Origin of the sequence: Acholeplasma equirhinis (genome assembly GCF_017052655.1) — a bacterium.
Taxonomy (GTDB): Bacteria; Bacillota_I; Bacilli_A; order Acholeplasmatales; family Acholeplasmataceae; genus Acholeplasma; species Acholeplasma equirhinis.
On the sequence record NZ_JAFIDC010000001.1, the window covers coordinates 1,195,851 to 1,212,760 of the forward strand.

General features: G+C 32.5%; 22 protein-coding genes and 1 other annotated feature. Of the genes, 7 read left to right on the top strand and 15 right to left on the bottom strand.

Annotation, left to right across the window (positions count from 1 at the left end):
- Positions 1-2: 2 nt before the first annotated feature.
- The 10 genes from JV173_RS05620 to JV173_RS05665 form a co-directional block, all read right to left on the bottom strand.
- A complete protein-coding gene (locus tag JV173_RS05620) occupies positions 3-329 on the bottom strand; it encodes a S1 RNA-binding domain-containing protein (RefSeq protein ID WP_205735313.1) in 327 nt (108 codons plus the stop codon).
- Positions 330-457: 128 nt separating this feature from the next.
- On the bottom strand, positions 458-1,000 hold the full coding sequence (locus tag JV173_RS05625; RefSeq protein WP_205735314.1) for a hypothetical protein: 543 nt from the start codon (positions 998-1,000) through the stop codon (positions 458-460).
- A 6-nt stretch (positions 1,001-1,006) separates the two neighbouring features.
- The gene (locus JV173_RS05630; RefSeq protein WP_205735315.1) at positions 1,007-1,819 is read right to left on the bottom strand and encodes a DegV family protein; all 813 of its coding nucleotides are present in this window, start codon (positions 1,817-1,819) and stop codon (positions 1,007-1,009) included.
- On the bottom strand, positions 1,816-2,280 hold the full coding sequence (locus JV173_RS05635) for a divergent PAP2 family protein (RefSeq protein WP_205735316.1): 465 nt from the start codon (positions 2,278-2,280) through the stop codon (positions 1,816-1,818). Before JV173_RS05635 ends, JV173_RS05630 begins: the two co-directional genes overlap by 4 nt.
- 1 nt (position 2,281) lies before the next feature.
- Positions 2,282-2,515, bottom strand: a complete 234-nt coding sequence (locus tag JV173_RS05640) for a NifU family protein (RefSeq protein ID WP_205735317.1) — start codon at positions 2,513-2,515, stop codon at positions 2,282-2,284.
- A gap of 32 nt (positions 2,516-2,547) precedes the next feature.
- Complete coding sequence (locus JV173_RS05645; protein WP_205735318.1) at positions 2,548-2,832, bottom strand: YutD family protein; 285 nt, start codon at positions 2,830-2,832, stop codon at positions 2,548-2,550.
- A gap of 9 nt (positions 2,833-2,841) precedes the next feature.
- Positions 2,842-3,363: a 5-formyltetrahydrofolate cyclo-ligase gene (locus tag JV173_RS05650; protein ID WP_205735319.1), complete on the bottom strand. Its 522-nt coding sequence runs from the start codon at positions 3,361-3,363 to the stop codon at positions 2,842-2,844.
- A gap of 24 nt (positions 3,364-3,387) precedes the next feature.
- Positions 3,388-4,971: a diguanylate cyclase domain-containing protein gene (locus JV173_RS05655; protein ID WP_205735320.1), complete on the bottom strand. Its 1,584-nt coding sequence runs from the start codon at positions 4,969-4,971 to the stop codon at positions 3,388-3,390.
- A gap of 14 nt (positions 4,972-4,985) precedes the next feature.
- Positions 4,986-5,156 (bottom strand): hypothetical protein, encoded by a 171-nt coding sequence (locus JV173_RS05660; protein WP_205735321.1) that lies wholly within the window; start codon positions 5,154-5,156, stop codon positions 4,986-4,988.
- A gap of 12 nt (positions 5,157-5,168) precedes the next feature.
- Positions 5,169-5,921 (bottom strand): diadenylate cyclase, encoded by a 753-nt coding sequence (locus JV173_RS05665; RefSeq protein ID WP_205735322.1) that lies wholly within the window; start codon positions 5,919-5,921, stop codon positions 5,169-5,171.
- Between the two features lie 153 nt (positions 5,922-6,074).
- On the opposite strand from JV173_RS05665, the gene JV173_RS05670 reads away from it, so the two are divergent.
- Together JV173_RS05670 and hflX are read left to right on the top strand one after the other, a co-directional pair.
- Positions 6,075-6,377, top strand: coding sequence for a winged helix-turn-helix transcriptional regulator (locus tag JV173_RS05670; RefSeq protein ID WP_205735323.1), 303 nt, complete (start codon positions 6,075-6,077; stop codon positions 6,375-6,377).
- A complete protein-coding gene (gene hflX, locus JV173_RS05675) occupies positions 6,364-7,620 on the top strand; it encodes a GTPase HflX (protein ID WP_205735324.1) in 1,257 nt (418 codons plus the stop codon). The genes JV173_RS05670 and hflX overlap by 14 nt, the downstream gene beginning before the upstream one ends.
- Positions 7,621-7,659: 39 nt before the next feature.
- Here the strand turns inward: hflX and JV173_RS05680 are convergent, their stop codons facing one another.
- The 4 genes from JV173_RS05680 to dusB form a co-directional block, all read right to left on the bottom strand.
- A complete protein-coding gene (locus JV173_RS05680) occupies positions 7,660-8,403 on the bottom strand; it encodes an amino acid ABC transporter ATP-binding protein (RefSeq protein ID WP_205735325.1) in 744 nt (247 codons plus the stop codon).
- Positions 8,393-9,070 carry an amino acid ABC transporter permease gene (locus JV173_RS05685; protein ID WP_205735326.1) on the bottom strand — a complete coding sequence of 226 codons (678 nt, stop codon included), beginning with the start codon at positions 9,068-9,070 and terminating at the stop codon, positions 8,393-8,395. Before JV173_RS05685 ends, JV173_RS05680 begins: the two co-directional genes overlap by 11 nt.
- A 1-nt stretch (position 9,071) precedes the next feature.
- Positions 9,072-9,869 carry a transporter substrate-binding domain-containing protein gene (locus JV173_RS05690; RefSeq protein WP_205735327.1) on the bottom strand — a complete coding sequence of 266 codons (798 nt, stop codon included), beginning with the start codon at positions 9,867-9,869 and terminating at the stop codon, positions 9,072-9,074.
- Between the two features lie 64 nt (positions 9,870-9,933).
- Positions 9,934-10,145, bottom strand: a binding site (T-box leader).
- Positions 10,146-10,404: 259 nt separating this feature from the next.
- Positions 10,405-11,403, bottom strand: a complete 999-nt coding sequence (gene dusB, locus JV173_RS05695; RefSeq protein WP_205735328.1) for a tRNA dihydrouridine synthase DusB — start codon at positions 11,401-11,403, stop codon at positions 10,405-10,407.
- 60 nt (positions 11,404-11,463) lie between these two features.
- Between dusB and hslO the strand changes: the two genes are divergently transcribed.
- Positions 11,464-12,339, top strand: a complete 876-nt coding sequence (gene hslO / locus JV173_RS05700; RefSeq protein WP_205735329.1) for an Hsp33 family molecular chaperone HslO — start codon at positions 11,464-11,466, stop codon at positions 12,337-12,339.
- 9 nt (positions 12,340-12,348) lie between these two features.
- Here the strand turns inward: hslO and JV173_RS05705 are convergent, their stop codons facing one another.
- Positions 12,349-12,897 carry a Maf family protein gene (locus JV173_RS05705; protein ID WP_205735330.1) on the bottom strand — a complete coding sequence of 183 codons (549 nt, stop codon included), beginning with the start codon at positions 12,895-12,897 and terminating at the stop codon, positions 12,349-12,351.
- A gap of 57 nt (positions 12,898-12,954) precedes the next feature.
- On the opposite strand from JV173_RS05705, the gene tilS reads away from it, so the two are divergent.
- The 4 genes from tilS to JV173_RS05725 are packed head-to-tail and all read left to right on the top strand — an operon-like array spanning position 12,955 to position 16,904.
- The gene (gene tilS / locus JV173_RS05710) at positions 12,955-14,187 is read left to right on the top strand and encodes a tRNA lysidine(34) synthetase TilS (protein WP_205735331.1); all 1,233 of its coding nucleotides are present in this window, start codon (positions 12,955-12,957) and stop codon (positions 14,185-14,187) included.
- Positions 14,180-14,719, top strand: coding sequence for a hypoxanthine phosphoribosyltransferase (gene hpt / locus JV173_RS05715; protein WP_205735332.1), 540 nt, complete (start codon positions 14,180-14,182; stop codon positions 14,717-14,719). The genes tilS and hpt overlap by 8 nt, the downstream gene beginning before the upstream one ends.
- A gap of 12 nt (positions 14,720-14,731) precedes the next feature.
- A complete protein-coding gene (gene ftsH, locus JV173_RS05720) occupies positions 14,732-16,666 on the top strand; it encodes an ATP-dependent zinc metalloprotease FtsH (protein ID WP_205735333.1) in 1,935 nt (644 codons plus the stop codon).
- Positions 16,656-16,904, top strand: coding sequence for a S4 domain-containing protein (locus JV173_RS05725; RefSeq protein WP_240453019.1), 249 nt, complete (start codon positions 16,656-16,658; stop codon positions 16,902-16,904). The genes ftsH and JV173_RS05725 overlap by 11 nt, the downstream gene beginning before the upstream one ends.
- Positions 16,905-16,910 lie beyond the last annotated feature (6 nt).

A 16,910-nucleotide genomic window follows, 5' to 3' on the forward strand; every position in this document is an offset into this window, starting at 1 on the left:
AGTTACCCTTCTTTCTTCATTGAAATCCATTCATTTAATTTTTTCTCTATCGATCTGAAACCAATTTTTATATCAACTTGTTTAGCAACTCTCGGATGAATTTTTTGAGCAGCTTTATATGAAAGTTGAAGTTTATTTGAGTCTTCATCAATTTCTAGAACAGTTGCATAAATCATTTCTCCGACAGTAAAAAGCTTATCGATCTCTTTAACAAAGTGATCGGAAACTTCAGAGATATGAATTAATCCTTGGTAATTCTCATATTCAACAAATACACCATATGGTTGAATACCCGTGATTTTTACTAAGATACGGTCGCCTTTTTCCATAATATACTGTCCCTATTCATTTTTTTCAACTTATTATATCACTCTTTATTTGTCTTATAAAGAATTTATCTTTATAACCCATAATTTAGCAAAAATAAATAAAAAAACACGAGGTTTTAGTTTCGTGTTTAATAATCTAAGTAATTTGATTGTTTTCTTTTGAAGAACGTAAATGTGATTATTGCAGCAGGAAGTGCTAAATCTTTTAGACTGATTAAAGTAATGATTGTGATATTTAATATATTAAATGAATAAATACTCATCATTGTTTGAATCATCGTAAATAAATAATAAAGTCCAAGTAGTCCTGATAAAACAACAATTGGAATAAATACATTTTGTCTTCTAAATCCAACTTTGAAATATGCGTATGCAAAATATCCCATTGCAACAACTTTAACAAGTTCTAATATACCAAAGAATGTCAACATGATTCCAGGGTTTTCTATGATACCAAAGAATAAGCTAACAACCTCCATAATGGTTGATAAAACAACTACATATGAACTCGAAGGACTATTTTCTAAATAAAGTGCTGCTAAGAATAAAATCACTGCAATATTAGATAGTAAATATTCAATATATCCTGTTAATGCAAAAAGTAACATGATTGTTGCAAAATAAATGATGAAGAAAGAAAACATGATCCATTGTCTTTTAGTTAATCTCATAATGCATTACTCCAATCCACGACCTAAAGTTAATCCAAATTCTACTTTAGGTAATTTACTATAAATTAAATTTGGAAGCGGTGAATCAATATACACATTGATATTAAGTAATGTGTATAACTCTTGTTGTAATATTTTAGCTTCCTTGTAGTTCTGATACATTAATCGAATATAAGGTTTTAATCCGATTTTGATTTGATTATCAATTAACGTTTTTAGATATTCAAAAATCTTATTTTTAGTAAATGTGTTTTTAATCATTTCTAAATCATCCTTAATTGAAACTACATAGCTTAATGGTAACAAGTTTTTAATTAAGTTTGATTTTTCATTTGGAAGTGACTTAGTAAATAGAATTGTTAATTCTTGATCAATAAAATCTTTAATTTTGGTTAGTATAGAAAGATTTGAAGTTTCAAGTCTTGAGAGTATATCAAGTTGATATAAAATTTCTTCAATACCTGAACCAAATGTTTTTGTATCAATAATATGATAATCATCTTTATTTAAAATAACTTTTGCAAGATTTGCTTGATTAAAAGTTTCAGATAAATATCTAGAAGATGTTAAAACAAAAACATCTTTATACCCCAGGTTTTTTTGATTTTCATATGCTGCAATAAAACTTTCTGGTTTCGGTGGTATCACTTGAATCTCGTTTGGTTTAAGTTCTAATAAATCTTTAGGGTTAGTTTTAGCATCAATTACTTCATGATCTCTTAACATAAAAGATAAAGATACGATTGCCGCATCTTTAAAGTTTTCTCTATTAAGTTCTAAATGTAGGTATGAGTCTAAAACGACACCGAAAGTTCTCATTTATTCACAAAAATAAAATATCCCACGATGGCAATAAATGCCCCTAATAAAATACCTGCAAATACTTCTTTAGGTTTGTGTCCTAAAGCTTCTTTTAATTTCTTTTCTTCAACATCAATATTTTCAATTAAGTTTAAACGTAATTTAATTTGGTTTAATTCGCGTGCATGTTTAGATGCCTCATAACGAATACCCATTGAATCATGTAACACGACTAAAGCAAGTACTAAAGCAATCGCAAATATTGTGCTTAATTGCCCGTTGTCATGAATTTCAAATAAACCAATAGATGTCGCTAGGGATGTAACTAATGCACTGTGTGAAGATGGCATACCACCTGTTGAAAGTAAGATACTTTCATTCACTCTTTTATTTATAATGGCATCAATAAAAAACTTCAATACTTGAGCGATGACCATTGAGGCGATTGAGATAATAATTACTGCTTCTGGTGTTGACATGTTAGACGGTTACCACGGCAATAATCCCAGGTACATGTTCTAGGATCATTTGCTCTATTCCTTGTTTTAGTGTAATATCAATTGCTGCACATCCGTCACATGCACCACCCATTTTTACATAGACAATACCTTCCTCGATATTAACGAGTTCAATATCGCCACCATCTCTTTGGATATATGGGCGAACACGCTTTAGAATAGCATTTACTTGTTCTGTTGTGGCTTCAATACTCATTCTACAAAACTCCTATCATTTTTCTAAACTTATTATACTTTATTTTGCTCCACTTTTACACGTTTTAGCACGAAAAATGGACAATTGTGGTTACAACTTTCATTAATGTAATCTGGAATCTTTTTATAACCATTTGCACCCTTAGGATCTTGTGAGAATCCTTTCAATCTTAAGATTTCACTTGAAAGATCACCTACTATGTAGGTATATCTATCAAAAGCAACATCTACATACTTTTCAGTAAACTTTTGTATATCAAAAGCTTCACGATAGTTTTTAATGAGTTCGAATGTACCCACTTCTGTTTCTATAATCATAATAACCTCTTATCCTGAGATGTAATCATTCATTGGAATATCATATGTTTCAGGTTCGAAGTCAACGACTTCATCTTCATAGATTATTCCAATCTTATAAACCTCTAATCTGTTCTTAAAAAACTTATCAAAATAACCTTTACCATAACCTAAACGATAAAAGTTTTTAGTAATACCTAAACATGGTACTAAAATAACTTCAAGTTTTGCTGTAATATCAAATCCAAATTGCGGTTCATATATACCAAAACTTGCATGTTTAAGTTGTGTAAACTGGTCATATTGTAAATACATGACTTTGTCATTAACTGTTTTAGGTAAAGCAAAGATTTTATCAGGAAAACGAGATATGATTTCCATTAAATCCATTTCTCCATTTGCAGGATAGAATAATCCAACAAAATCAGCTTTAAGGAAATGTTCGTCCTCACATAACTTTTCAATCACCTTTGATGCAGCTTCTTTTTTTCTTGCATCAGTTAATGCACTTCTTTTTTCTAATATTTGTTTTCTTAATGTTTTCTTATCCATGAGAATCCCCTCTCACTTTAATAATTATTTGATATCTTTAAAGAAACATCCTTGACCCTTATATTGTGGGAGTTGTGCAGTTTTAAGTGCAAGTGCAGCATTTTGATATAAATCTTGTGCATTGACTGCATCATCATACATTTGTGCAACCCCAATAAATACCTCGAGTTCAGCAGTAATTGAACCATATTCCATCGTCATGTTTAAGTAGTTTTCTTGACTTCTTACACCATTGTGTAGGCTTGCCATCTTGCGTGGATCTGTGATTGTAAATGCAAACTCTAATCCACTTAAACGATAGATATCTGAACTTTCTGTAATAAATGATTGTTTAAGTCTTGTAATATATTGTGCCATTAACATATTACCAACATCTCTGCCATGTTCACTATTAATCTTTGGCACATTTTTAAGATTAATGATCGCAAGTTGGAATGGTCTGCCATTTTTGATTAATTGTTTTAAATCCGGTAATAAATAGTTTTCATCTTTAATTTGATCAAGAACTGCAATATTAGATTTTCTAAAGTACTGTGCATGAACTGGAGTAATTGTCCCCATGATCACAGACGATTCTCTATCTTCAAATAATCGCTTACCTTTTTCTTTAATCCAAATGTATGTATCATCTAGTTTAAATCTGTAAGACGCTGCATAGGTTGGCTTGGATGGTGTAAGATTTGAAATCGTATCTAAATACTTTTGAAGATCTTGCGGATGAATCATATCTCTAAAGTCTGTAACTTTAAGTGTATGACTTGGAACATTTAATTGATCAATGATTGTATCGTTCATCCATACTGTTTTTTCATCTAAATCAATATAGAATAAACCTTCATCTGATAATTCTAATGTTGCAATAAACTTATGTCGAATAGATTCTAATTCTTTATCTGTCGCTTTTAATGTCTTTTCTACTTGTAAGAGTTCTTCATCAGTTCGCTTTTCACCAACTGCCATACGACCACGATAACGACCAAGTACGTATAATGGTTGCATGTTAAGGTGAAGCATAACAGGTTCACCATTAAAGTTTTGAAGTTCTAACTCCATGATTTCAGAATCATTTGGTTTAACTGTCTTTCTATAATCATTAAAATACTTTTCAATTGTTCTGTTGTGTGCAGCTTCACCGTTCATCTTAGTAAAACGCACCTTTGAATTAAAGACACTTAAGAATTTTTTACCAACAACTTCATCTTTACTTAAATTGAGTTCACGCAGTAAAGAGAATGAAATATCTTTGATTCTCTCTTTTTGGTCAACAACGTAATATACATTCCATTTAGTGTTTTTTACACCTTTAATAAAGAGTTGATAATAAGAACCATTAATAATTGCATTTCTAAATGTTTGGTATAAGGCAAGTAAGAAAATTGCATAGTTGAAATATATATATACAACATAGTATAAAAGTAAATCTTCATTTGTAAGAATTTGGTCTTCATAAAAGAAAATTAACGTTACAAAAAATGCAACATTTATAAATGAAAATGTCAGTCTATTTCTTAATACTTTTTCTCTTAAGATGGATTCAGTAATGACAAGCACGACTATAAAAACGGCTGTAATTACCCCAAATATTGGATGTTGAGTGTAAGCAATCATGAAATTTCCTTCGTTTAGAATGTAGGATACATATATTTAAAGAATACACCAGCAAGTGCAACTAAAAATGCTAAAACATAAACTAACCAACCGTGGCGATCAAAGAAACCAACGATTTTTGCTGATAAATCTCTGGAACCAAAAAATCTAATTGGTTCTAGAAAAAAGTGAAAGAATTTTTTCATCGTCATTTCCTCCTATCGCATGAAGAGTGATAAATACTCATTAAGCGCATTTTCATCTTTCATTTTAGTCATCACACCATTAATAGCAACCGAGATACTACCAGTTTCTTCTGATACAACAACTGTTAAGGCATCCGTAATCTCAGAAATACCAAGTGCTGCTCTATGACGTGAACCAGTTGTTTTTTCAAAGTTATCATTTGAAGATAGGATGAAGTACGCACCAGCACAGATAAGTTTATCTCCACGTACAATGACTGCACCATCATGCAGTGGTGTATTTGGTGTAAAGATGTTTAACAATAATTCATGAGTGACATCTGCATTTAACGTAATCGCGCGTGATGCATATTGATCTAAAGTGTTATGTTTTTCAATTGTTATTAAACCGCCGATTCTTTCTTTAGAAAGTTTAGCAGCAGCTTTAATAATTTCATTTTTAGTTCTTTCGGTACCCATAACAAGCATCCCTGTTTTAGTTGTTTCTTTCCACATGGATTCCATTGTTAAGCGAATATCCGGTGCTCCAATCACAATTACAAAAATTAATGTGATTAAAGGTAACCCTTCAAAAACTTCTTTCGATAGAGGTAAATCAAGTAAACTTGCAACATAGAAAATACCTACAGTAAATAGGTAGAACATAAACATTGATAACATACGTTTACTGTGTAAAACAAATTTTAATACAAAGACTGCTAGAATGAAAAAAATATAAAAATCAAGCAGTGTCCACCAAGATAAATTTGCAGCCCAATCAGGCATAATCATCCCTACTTTCGAAATAAAGTTTAATTAGATTATATCATATAATGATATGTTTGTAAGGTGGTTTCCCCTATTATATGCTATAATGCTTCTGGTATACAAATCATCGTTAGTATCAAATTGTAACTAACATAAGAGAGGGGTTATAACATGGACACTTGTTCAATCGAAAAAGCTTTAAATATGTTTGGTGAAAAATGGAAATTTTTAATCATCCGTGAGCTTTTAGAAGGTAAAAAAAGATTTTCAGAACTAAAAAGAAATATTGAGGCAATCAGTCAAAAGGTTTTGACTCAAAACTTAAGATCCCTCGAAGCATCAGGACTGATTTCTAGAACTGTATACCCAGAAATTCCTCCCAGAGTCGAATATGCTTTAACAGATTTAGGCTTTAGTTTAAAACCGATTATGGATGCCATCAGAAGTTGGGGAGATACATATGCAAAAAATTGATCGTGCATTATTAATCGCAGCAAATTATAAAACAACACTCGAAGTAACAGAAAACTCTATATTAGAACTTGAAGAACTAGCAAAGGCTTGTAATATACAGCCAGTTGATAAGGTAATTCAAGCAATTGAACAAATTGATCCAAGATACTATATTGGCAGTGGAAAAGTTCAAGAAGTTAAAAAGATGATTGATATTCTAAATATCGATATCGTAATCTTTGATGACACACTTTCACCTGGTCAACTTAGAAACTTAGAAAAGATTTTAGAAGTACAAATTATTGACCGTTCATTTCTAATTTTACAAATATTTGCAGAACGTGCTAAAACGAGACAAGCCATGCTAGAAGTTGCACTTGCACAAAAGCTTTATATGTTACCAAGATTAGTCGGTATGGGTAATTCACTTTCACGTCAAGGTGGTGGATCATTCAATGCGAAAGGTCCTGGTGAAACAAAATTAGAGATGGATCGCAGAAGACTTCAAATTGAAATCTCAAACCTTAAAAGAGAGATTGAAAAGATTCAACAAACAAGAACAATCAGTCGTCAAAAAAGGCTTGATAACGCAATTCCAATCGTCGCACTTGTTGGTTATACAAATGCTGGCAAATCATCTTTAATGAATTACTTTGCAGATAAGTTTGGAACGGATAGAACTGAAGTTTTTGAAAAAGACATGCTATTTGCAACACTTGATACAAAATCAAAAAGAATTAAAAAAGATAACCAGCCACCCTTCATCTTGATTGATACCGTTGGGTTTATTTCAAAACTTCCACCTGAACTAATTTCATCATTTGAATCAACCTTATCAGATATTCAAGATGCTAATCTAATCTTACATGTTGTTGATGGACTTAATCCTTCTATTCAACAATTAGAATTAACTAAATCCATTCTTAAACAATTAGGTATGGAAACAACACCAAGATTACTTGTTGTAACTAAAAAGGATATGAGATTTTCAGCCCCTCACATTATGGAAGATTATTTCTATATTTCAAGTAAAACTGGTGAAGGACTAGATGAACTTTATCAAGCAATCCAATCACATCTTTATGAAGAAAGTAGAATTGTTCATTTGCTTATTCCATTTGATGAAGGTGCACTTTATCAAAGATTAAAAACAGAAACAACCGTCATTGAAACTAAATATATTGATGAAGGTACTTATGTTAAAGCTGTCTTAACACCTAAATTAGCAGCTCAACTTAAAAAGTATGTTGTTCAAAAGTCATAAAAAATCCCCAGAGCATTTAACTCTGGGGTTTTTCTTTAATTAAACTTGTAAAACACGTTTTAAAAAGTTTTTAGTTCTTTCATTCTTTGGGGCTCCAAAGATAACCTCTGGTGTATCTTCTTCAATGATGACACCTTGGTCCATTACAATCACTTTATCTGCAAATTCTTTAGCAAATCCCATTTCATGTGTAACAACTACCATTGTCATACCTGAGTTTGCAAGATTTTTCATAACTGCAAGTACTTCACCAATCATTTCAGGATCGAGCGCTGATGTTGGTTCATCAAATAAGATTGCTTTTGGTTCCATTGCTAAACTTCTAGCAATTGCAATTCTTTGCTTTTGTCCACCGGATAATTGATTCGGATAGCTATTTTGTTTTTCCAATAGACCAACTTTTTCAAGCAAGTCTAGAGAAATTTTAGTTGCTTCTTCTTCAGTTTTTCCTTTTGCTAATTTTTGTGCAATGTTTAAGTTGTCTAAAACTGATAAATGTGGGAAAAGATTAAAGTGTTGGAAAACCATACCAACTTGTTTTCTATGATTTTGAATATCAAATTTTGGTTCTAGAATTGAAACCCCATCAAATAAAACATCACCAGATGTTGGTGTTTCCATTAAATTAAGCGTTCTAAGTAAAGTCGATTTACCACTACCTGAAGGACCAATAATAACTGTGACTTTACCGTACTCAAATTGTGCACTAACGCCATTTAATGCGTGTGTACCATCTTTAAAAGTTTTACGAAGATTGATTACCTCAATATGATTATTTTGCATCGCTCTTCTTTAATCTCCTTTCAAAGTATGCCATTAATTTAGCTGTTGGGAAAGTTAACATGAAGTACATAACTGCAACCACAATATACGTTTCTTTAACTAAATAAGTTTGACTTCTTACAATAACTGCTGAATACATTAATTCAGCAATACCGAGATACATAAAGATCGATGTCTCTTTAATCATGGTGACAAATTCATTACCAAGTGCAGGGATGATATTCTTAATTGCTTGTGGTAATATAATTTTTCTCATCGTTTGGCCTTTTGAAAGACCCAAACTTAAAGCTGCTTCGCTTTGACCTTTATCTACTGATAGAATTCCACCACGAATAACTTCAGATACATAAGCACTTGAGTTAACAAGTAATGCAATCATACCTGGAATAAATGATGATAAGTCCATCCCTAAAAATAAAGTTACAGGTAATTGTACTACTGCATAGATCAATAAAACTTGAACAAGTAGTGGTGTACCACGAATGATTTCTACATAAGCTGTTCCAATAAATTTTAAAACTTTATTTTTAGATAATCGTAACCAAGCTGGTATAAATCCAAGGAGTGTACCAAAGATGACTGATAGTATAGCAAGTGCTAAAGTCATCCCTAAACCTTGAAGTAATATACCTAGGTAATAAGGATCTAAAATAAATGAGAAATCCATCTTAGCTGTTTAATAAAACCATTGCAGCTACGATTTCATCCATTCTACCAGATTCGATTAATTCATCGATCACTGAATTGATTAAAGTAAGTAGTTCTTGGTTTCCTTTTTGAACTGCAACAGCAGTACCATCTTCTGAATCGCCGATTGCGATTGGAGCAATCATTAATCCTGCTTGATTTCTAATGTATGAATCAGCAACAGCTGTTTCTAAGATTAATGCATTGATTTGACCATCTTGAAGTCTCATCACTAAATCTGGGATTGCTTGAATGAATTGTTTTTGTGCATTTTCAAATTCTTCTGCTAAGTCAGCTTGAATTGAACCTAATTGTGCACCAATTTTAACTGTATTCACATTTAATGATTCAAATGTTGTATAAAGTTCTGCATTAGATGACTTAATTAAAATAGATTGTGATGCAGCATAGTAGTTTTTTGAGAAGTCTACGATTTGTGCACGTTCTTCAGTTGGTGTCATTGCTGAAATAACAAAATCAACCTTACCAGATACTAAGTCTTCTAATAAGAAATCAAATCCTTTGTTAATAACTTTTAAATTTTTCTTTGCCGCTTTAGCAATTTCTTTGGCAATTTCGATATCGATACCTACAATTGTTTGTTTACCTTCAACATTCATTGGCCATTCATATGGTGGGTAGTCAGCTGAAGTACCTAAAGTAATCCATCCATCATAAGATGAGTCAATAATATATTCAAATACATTTGATGAATCACATGCAGCTAACATAATTGTTGAAATGAATAACATTCCTAATACTGTGATTTTTTTAAACATTGTTTTTTCTCCTTTTATTTTTTTCTTTTTTTCTCTCTTTAATAAAAAAATCCTTAGCAAAATTGCTAAGGACGAAAAGACTTCCGTGGTACCACCCTAGTTCTAGATAAATCTAGCACTCTCATCGTTAACGCCGACCTACGTGTACCCCTCAGGTGATCCCTTCGAAATACAAGCTCCAAAGCACGTTCGTATGAGGTAATACGCTGATTTACACCATCCACCAGCTCTCTAGGCTAAGACTCTCAAACTACTACTCTTTTTCTTCGCTAAAATGAATTATATTCTATTTTGAAGATTTCACAATATGCTTGCACTATTTTTTTATTGAAAACGTTTTTATCGACATTTTGCGTCATTTAATTAGTGATATTTTGACTGTGACTAATATATAAAGTTTCTTCATTTTTTACCCTCCATCATATGAGGTATCTATAAACATACTATATATCAATTCGTAAATGTGTCTTTCTTTGGTGAGTTGTTAAGAAAGATGTATGATTCAATATATAAAAAAAGACACTTTGAAAGTGTCTTAGTTTGTAGGTTCAATAATGTCATCAGCAAACTGTTCAAAATACGCGTCTAAATTTGCCATGTATTCTGATCGAGTTTGTGTTCTTGCAAGTTTGGCACGCACTTCACTTGCTCCAGGTAATCCTTTTAAGTACCATGGCCCATGTGATCTCATTTCTAAACATGCAATGTGTTCACCACGAAGTCTTGCTAGATCATCAAAATGTCTGACCATTAATTCTTTAACTTCTGAATATCTTCTCTTTGGTGCTTCAGTTCCATTTAGGAAGGCGTTGATTTCTCTAAATACCCACGGATTACCGAGTGCAGCACGACCAATCATGACTGCATCACATCCAGTATACTCTAACATACGTAAAGCACTGGGTCCATCAACAATATTACCATTTCCAATAACTGGGATTGAAACAGCTTCTTTAACTGCTTTAATCACATTTAAATCTGGTTCTCCAGAATAACCTTGTGCACGCGTTCTTGCGTGAACAGTAATTGCAGATGCACCAGCTTTTTCAATTAATTTTGCAACTTCAACTGCATTAACTGAATTTTCATCCCACCCAGATCTGATTTTAACTGTTACTGGTTTAGATACTTTTGCTTTAATAGCTGAAACAATATCGTAAATCTTTTGTGGGTCTTTCATTAAAGATGCACCAGCTTGTGCAGAGATTGCAACTTTTGGAACTGGACATCCCATATTAATATCAATAAAATCACAGTTTGAATTTTGATCAATAAACATTGCTGCTTCTACCATGGTGTTTAAGTCACTACCAAAGATTTGTTGTGCAGCAGGTTTTTCAACTTCTGTCATATAGAGTAATTCAAGTGTTTTAGAATTTTGAAAAAAGATTCCCTTATCAGAAACCATTTCTGCATAAACTACACCAGCACCGTATTCTCTTGCAAGTAAACGGAATGGTGAGTTAGAAACACCAGCCATTGGTGCTAAGATTAATTTGTTAGCAACTTCATAATTTCCTAATTTAAAACTCATATTTCTTCACCGTGTGCTATTTTATCACAGTTTTAGTTTATAATAACAAATGAGGTATTTATGAAAGACTACACAGTAATTGCATTAGCATATAATGGAGAGGCTAGAATCTATGCATCAGTTTCTACCACTCTCGTCGAAAAATCAAGAAAGTTACATCAAACCATGCCGACTGCATCAGCTGCAATGGGCCGTTTTATAACCGCATCTGCAATGATGAGTTTAATGTATAAGGATGGGGAGAGAATACAATTAAAAATTGCTGGAGATGGCCCAGTGGGGACAATGCTAGTTGATGCTAAGTTTGGTGTTGTTAAATCTAGAATTGATAATCCAAATGTTTATTTAGTTTATGAAGATGGACCTAAAAAGGGAAAATTGAATGTAGGTGCTGCAGTTGGTTCAGGTTACTTATATGTAACAAAAGACTGGAAAGGTAATTATTTCACTTCAAGTGCAGAACTTCAAACTGGAGAAATTGGTGATGATTTCACATATTATTATGCAACCAGTGAACAAACACCTTCTGCTGTTGGACTTGGTGTCTTAGTTGCTAAAACTCAAAAAGTGATTTTATCCGGTGGATTTATTATTCAAGTTTTACCTGGTGCTTCAAATTCAACGATTTCAAAACTAGAATCTGCATTAAGTAAGATTACTTCTGTTACAGACTATCTTGCCGATGGTAAAACACCTGAAGATATGATAAGTTTACTTGCAGACAACACTGAACGCATTTTAGAAACACATCCAATTAAATACTATTGTGGATGTAGAAGATCTAAATATAAAAAATCTCTTAGTCAACTTGACAAAAAGACTTTAACTGATATTTTGATTGAAGACAAACAAGCAGAAATCGTCTGTCCATATTGTAATAAAAAATATATTTTTAACGAGGAAGAACTTAAAGAAATTATTGCCAAAAAGGCATAATTTCTTTTTTTATAATCCTAGTTTTTCTTTAACCATATCAAGTGGTAAACCCATGATTGTATAGAAACTACCTTCATATTTATCAATGAGTTTAGCACCGTGACCTTGAATACCATAACTACCTGCCTTATCCATAGGTTCACCGGTATTGATATAATCTAGAATTTCAACGTCTGAATAGTGTTTAAAGTAAACAATTGCTTTATCGTAAAATTGTTCTACTTTGCCATCTTTAATCAGTGTACAAGCTGTATAAACTATATGTTCATTATTCGCTAGTTTCTTTAACATTAAATATGCATCTGCTTCGTCTAATGGTTTATTTAAAATTTCACCTTCAAAAACAACAATTGTATCCGCGGTTAAAATCGTATCATTTGGAAATACTTCTTTTAACGATAATGCCTTATTAAGTGCGTTTGTTTGAACATAAACTAGTGGGTCTAGATTAATATCTAGTTCGTCTTCATTAAAGTTAGGTGATACAACTTTAAATGGAATATTTAATTTTTCAATGATTTCTTTCCTTCTTGCAGAAGTTGATCCTAATATTAACATCTTCATGAGTTCCTTTGCGTGATATAATTATATTAACATTTTTAGATGGGTTTATATATGGAATTAAGACTGAATTTACCAAAATCAAATACTTATATCGCATCGATTAGTGGTGGTGTAGACTCGATGGTTTTACTTGATTATTTAATCAAGGAAAATTATAAGTTTATCGTTGTCCATTTTAATCATCAAAAACGAGATGATGCAAACTTAGACCACGAGCTTGTTCAAAGTATAACAAGTTCTTTTAACATTCCATATAAGTACTTTAAATTAAATATTAAATCAGGTAATTTCCAAGATGAAGCAAGAAAAGAACGCTATGACCTATTAGAGAAAGTTGCAAATGAATATAAAACATCACATATCATCACTGCACATCATAATGATGATTTGTTAGAAACTGTCTTGATGAAAATTACAAGAGGTTCTAATTTACTGGGCTATAGTGGTATGCAGGAAGTTACAAAAATCAATCCTTTTACATACTATAAACCACTCCTTAAATATTCTAAGGCAGATCTTATTTCTTATGCAAACAACAATCAAGTTAAATACAGAGATGATAGCAGCAACTTTGAAGATGATTATTTAAGAAACAGAATCAGACATCATGTTGTCCCTCAACTTAATGAGGAAAATGATATTTATACCCGTATTAGAAACTTTAGTCGGCAAGTGTTTCTTGCTAGTGACTATATTAGAAGTCAAACAAAAAGTTTTCTAGGCGAAAGAAATGCCTTTAGTCTTACAGCATTCAATTCGCTTCATGAAGCAATTAAATGGGATTTAATCAGTTATTTACTTGAAGGTTATGATGTTCAAAAATCGTATGAAAAGATTTCAAACATATTGAAACAACTTGCATCAAAGAAACCAAATATTGAAATTAAGTTATCCAGTAAGTATGTACTAATTAAAGCATATGATCTTGTTAAAATAAAAGAGTTTTCATCAACTAAAAACGATGAAAAAGTACCAACTCTCACGATTTCCCACAAATTATCTAACAATCCCAATAATTCAATAGAATTATGTTATAATGAATTAGATTTTCCTATTACTTTGCGTCGTAGGAAAAATGGAGATGTTTTATCGTTTTCCTATGGCAGTAAAAAACTCAAAAAGTTTTTAATTGATAAAAAAGTACCAAAAGAACAAAGAGATTCACTTTTAATTGTTGCTGACAATAAAAACAGAATTCTTTGGATTCCAAATCTTTATATCAATCAGACTTTAGGACAAAACAATAAAATTTACCTTGAATTAGAGGAGGATAACCATGCATAAAGATATCGCTGAGATCTTAGTTTCTGAAGCTGAAATTGAAGATATTTGTGTCAAACTAGGTGAAGAACTTACGAAGGCATATGAAGGTAAGACACCACTTCTTGTTGGTCTTCTTAATGGTTGTATTCCATTCATGGCTCAACTCATTAAGCACATAAAGATTCCAATGGAAATGCAATTCATGGCAGTCTCAAGTTATCATGGCGGTATCGCATCCACTGGAGATGTCAAAATTAAGTATGACTTAGATCATTCAGTTGCTGGTCGCGATGTGTTAATTGTTGAAGACATTGTTGATACAGGATCAACTTTAAAAGTTATTACTGAATTATTAAAGTATCGCGGTGCAAAATCCGTAAAGGTTGTCACTTTACTTGATAAACCTGAAGGTAGGAAAGTTACTTTCATACCTGATTACATCGGGAAAACAATCCCTAAAAAATTCGTCGTTGGTTATGGCCTCGACTATCAAGAACGTTATAGAAATTTACCATACGTCGGTGTATTAAAACCCGAAGTATACGAAAAATAGGAAGGATTATATATGAACGCACAGAAAAAACCTACAAAATCACCAATGCGTCCTGATTTGCTTGTCATTTTAATCATTATTCTTCTATCTGCTGGTATCTACTTCTTCATCTTAAATATGCAACCTGGAGAACTTACAATTACCGAGTCAGAATTAGTTCAATTGATTGAAGAAGACAAGATTGCTACAATCACAGTTGAATATGTCGGTGGTGACAACTACAACTTATGGCATATCTCTGGTTATTATTCTGCAGGTAATACACCTGAAGGATATCGCGGTTATACCATGTTAATTTATGGAGATCGATTAAATGATCTTTATGATGTTGTTGCAGATTATAATGCATTAAATCCAGCACAACCTATCGCATTAACATTTAAAGAACACGTTTCTGTTGATATTTGGACAATTCTTCAAATCATCTTAACAGTTGCATTACCAATCATTTTAGTTGTTATCTTATTCAGAAGCATGACATCACAAAATAATAAAGCACAAGACTTTACAAGAAACAGAGCAAGACTTTCTCGCGGTAAAGCAGTTAAGTTTGATGATGTTGCTGGTGCAGATGAAGAAAAACAAGAAATGGCAGAACTTATTGACTTCTTAAGAAACCCAAGAAAATATGCCGAAATGGGTGCTAGAGTTCCAAAAGGTGTTCTACTTGTTGGTTCACCTGGTACCGGTAAAACCTTACTTGCAAAAGCTGTTGCAGGTGAAGCAGATGTTCCATTCTTCTCAATCTCAGGTTCTGATTTTGTTGAATTATATGTTGGTGTCGGTGCAAGCCGTGTAAGAGACTTATTCAGAGTTGCTAAAGAAAATGCACCATGTATCATCTTTATTGATGAAATCGATGCTGTCGGTCGTCAAAGAGGAGCAGGCCTTGGTGGTGGTAACGATGAAAGAGAACAAACACTAAACCAATTACTTGTTGAAATGGATGGTTTCGGTAGCAATTTAGGTGTCATCATTATTGCTGCAACAAACAGACCAGACGTTTTAGACCCAGCGTTATTACGACCAGGACGTTTCGACCGTCAAATTACAATGCAAGTACCTGATCTTAAAGCACGTGAAGCAATTCTTAAAGTACATGCTAAATCAAAGAAATTAGATCCATCAATCAAATTATCAGATATTGCATCTCGTATCCCAGGATTCACAGGTGCAGATATTGAAAACTTATTAAATGAAGCTGCCTTACTTGCTGCACGTGAAAATCGTACAGTCATTACAACAACTGACTTAGATGAAGCAGCTGACCGTGTCACAATGGGACCATCTAAGAAATCTAGAAAATATACACCAAAAGAAAAAGAAATGATTGCTTACCATGAAGCAGGTCACGCAGTGATTGGCTTAAAAGTAAGAGATGCTTCTGTTGTTCAAAAAGTTACAATTGTTCCTCGTGGACGCGCTGGTGGTTATGCACTTTATACGCCAGTTGAAGAAAAGTTCACACGTTCTAAAAAGGAACTTCTATCAATCATCACTTCTGCTTTAGGTGGACGTGTTGCTGAAGAAATCATGTTTGAAGATGTATCTACTGGTGCATATGATGACTTTAAACGTTCAACCGCACTTGCACGTTCAATGGTAACTGAATATGGTATGTCTGATTTGGGACCTATCCAATATGAATCAGATGGTGGTAACGTCTTCTTAGGTCGTGACTACTTAAAAGAAAAGAATTTCTCTGATGCAGTTGCACTTGAAATTGACAAAGAAGTTAGAAAAATTATTACTGAATGTTATGAAGATGCTAAGAGAGTCATCTTAGAAAATAAGGATTTACTTGATAACATTGCTAAATATCTAATGGCTGTTGAAACATTAACGAAGAATGATATCGATGAAATCGCAGCAACCGGTAAACTTGCTTGGTGGGATAATAAAGATCAAGCTAAAGAAGAACCAAAGGAAGAGAACATTGCGAATTGATAAGTATTTAAAGGTTTCAAGGTTAATCAAAAGACGCACAGTTGCTAAAGAAGTCGCAGATCACGATAGAATCTATGTCAACAATGTGCTCGCAAAACCAAGTAAAGAAGTCAAGGTCGGTGATCTTGTTACACTTCACTTAGGATTAAAAATCATAACCATTAAAATCACATCGACTACACTGTCAAAAGACAGTGAAATGTATGAATTAATTTCGGAGGAGAAACGATCTTTCTGATCGTTT

Excerpts from the sequence above, each read along its gene's own strand:
- JV173_RS05620 (WP_205735313.1), bottom strand. The coding sequence starts at position 329 with ATGGAAAAAGGCGACCGTATCTTAGTAAAAATCACGGGTATTCAACCA.
- JV173_RS05625 (WP_205735314.1), bottom strand. The coding sequence starts at position 1,000 with ATGAGATTAACTAAAAGACAATGGATCATGTTTTCTTTCTTCATCATT.
- JV173_RS05630 (WP_205735315.1), bottom strand. The coding sequence starts at position 1,819 with ATGAGAACTTTCGGTGTCGTTTTAGACTCATACCTACATTTAGAACTT.
- JV173_RS05635 (WP_205735316.1), bottom strand. The coding sequence starts at position 2,280 with ATGTCAACACCAGAAGCAGTAATTATTATCTCAATCGCCTCAATGGTC.
- JV173_RS05640 (WP_205735317.1), bottom strand. The coding sequence starts at position 2,515 with ATGAGTATTGAAGCCACAACAGAACAAGTAAATGCTATTCTAAAGCGT.
- JV173_RS05645 (WP_205735318.1), bottom strand. The coding sequence starts at position 2,832 with ATGATTATAGAAACAGAAGTGGGTACATTCGAACTCATTAAAAACTAT.
- JV173_RS05650 (WP_205735319.1), bottom strand. The coding sequence starts at position 3,363 with ATGGATAAGAAAACATTAAGAAAACAAATATTAGAAAAAAGAAGTGCA.
- JV173_RS05655 (WP_205735320.1), bottom strand. The coding sequence starts at position 4,971 with ATGATTGCTTACACTCAACATCCAATATTTGGGGTAATTACAGCCGTT.
- JV173_RS05660 (WP_205735321.1), bottom strand. The coding sequence starts at position 5,156 with ATGAAAAAATTCTTTCACTTTTTTCTAGAACCAATTAGATTTTTTGGT.
- JV173_RS05665 (WP_205735322.1), bottom strand. The coding sequence starts at position 5,921 with ATGCCTGATTGGGCTGCAAATTTATCTTGGTGGACACTGCTTGATTTT.
- JV173_RS05670 (WP_205735323.1), top strand. The coding sequence starts at position 6,075 with ATGGACACTTGTTCAATCGAAAAAGCTTTAAATATGTTTGGTGAAAAA.
- hflX (WP_205735324.1), top strand. The coding sequence starts at position 6,364 with ATGCAAAAAATTGATCGTGCATTATTAATCGCAGCAAATTATAAAACA.
- JV173_RS05680 (WP_205735325.1), bottom strand. The coding sequence starts at position 8,403 with ATGCAAAATAATCATATTGAGGTAATCAATCTTCGTAAAACTTTTAAA.
- JV173_RS05685 (WP_205735326.1), bottom strand. The coding sequence starts at position 9,070 with ATGGATTTCTCATTTATTTTAGATCCTTATTACCTAGGTATATTACTT.
- JV173_RS05690 (WP_205735327.1), bottom strand. The coding sequence starts at position 9,869 with ATGTTTAAAAAAATCACAGTATTAGGAATGTTATTCATTTCAACAATT.
- dusB (WP_205735328.1), bottom strand. The coding sequence starts at position 11,403 with ATGAGTTTTAAATTAGGAAATTATGAAGTTGCTAACAAATTAATCTTA.
- hslO (WP_205735329.1), top strand. The coding sequence starts at position 11,464 with ATGAAAGACTACACAGTAATTGCATTAGCATATAATGGAGAGGCTAGA.
- JV173_RS05705 (WP_205735330.1), bottom strand. The coding sequence starts at position 12,897 with ATGTTAATATTAGGATCAACTTCTGCAAGAAGGAAAGAAATCATTGAA.
- tilS (WP_205735331.1), top strand. The coding sequence starts at position 12,955 with ATGGAATTAAGACTGAATTTACCAAAATCAAATACTTATATCGCATCG.
- hpt (WP_205735332.1), top strand. The coding sequence starts at position 14,180 with ATGCATAAAGATATCGCTGAGATCTTAGTTTCTGAAGCTGAAATTGAA.
- ftsH (WP_205735333.1), top strand. The coding sequence starts at position 14,732 with ATGAACGCACAGAAAAAACCTACAAAATCACCAATGCGTCCTGATTTG.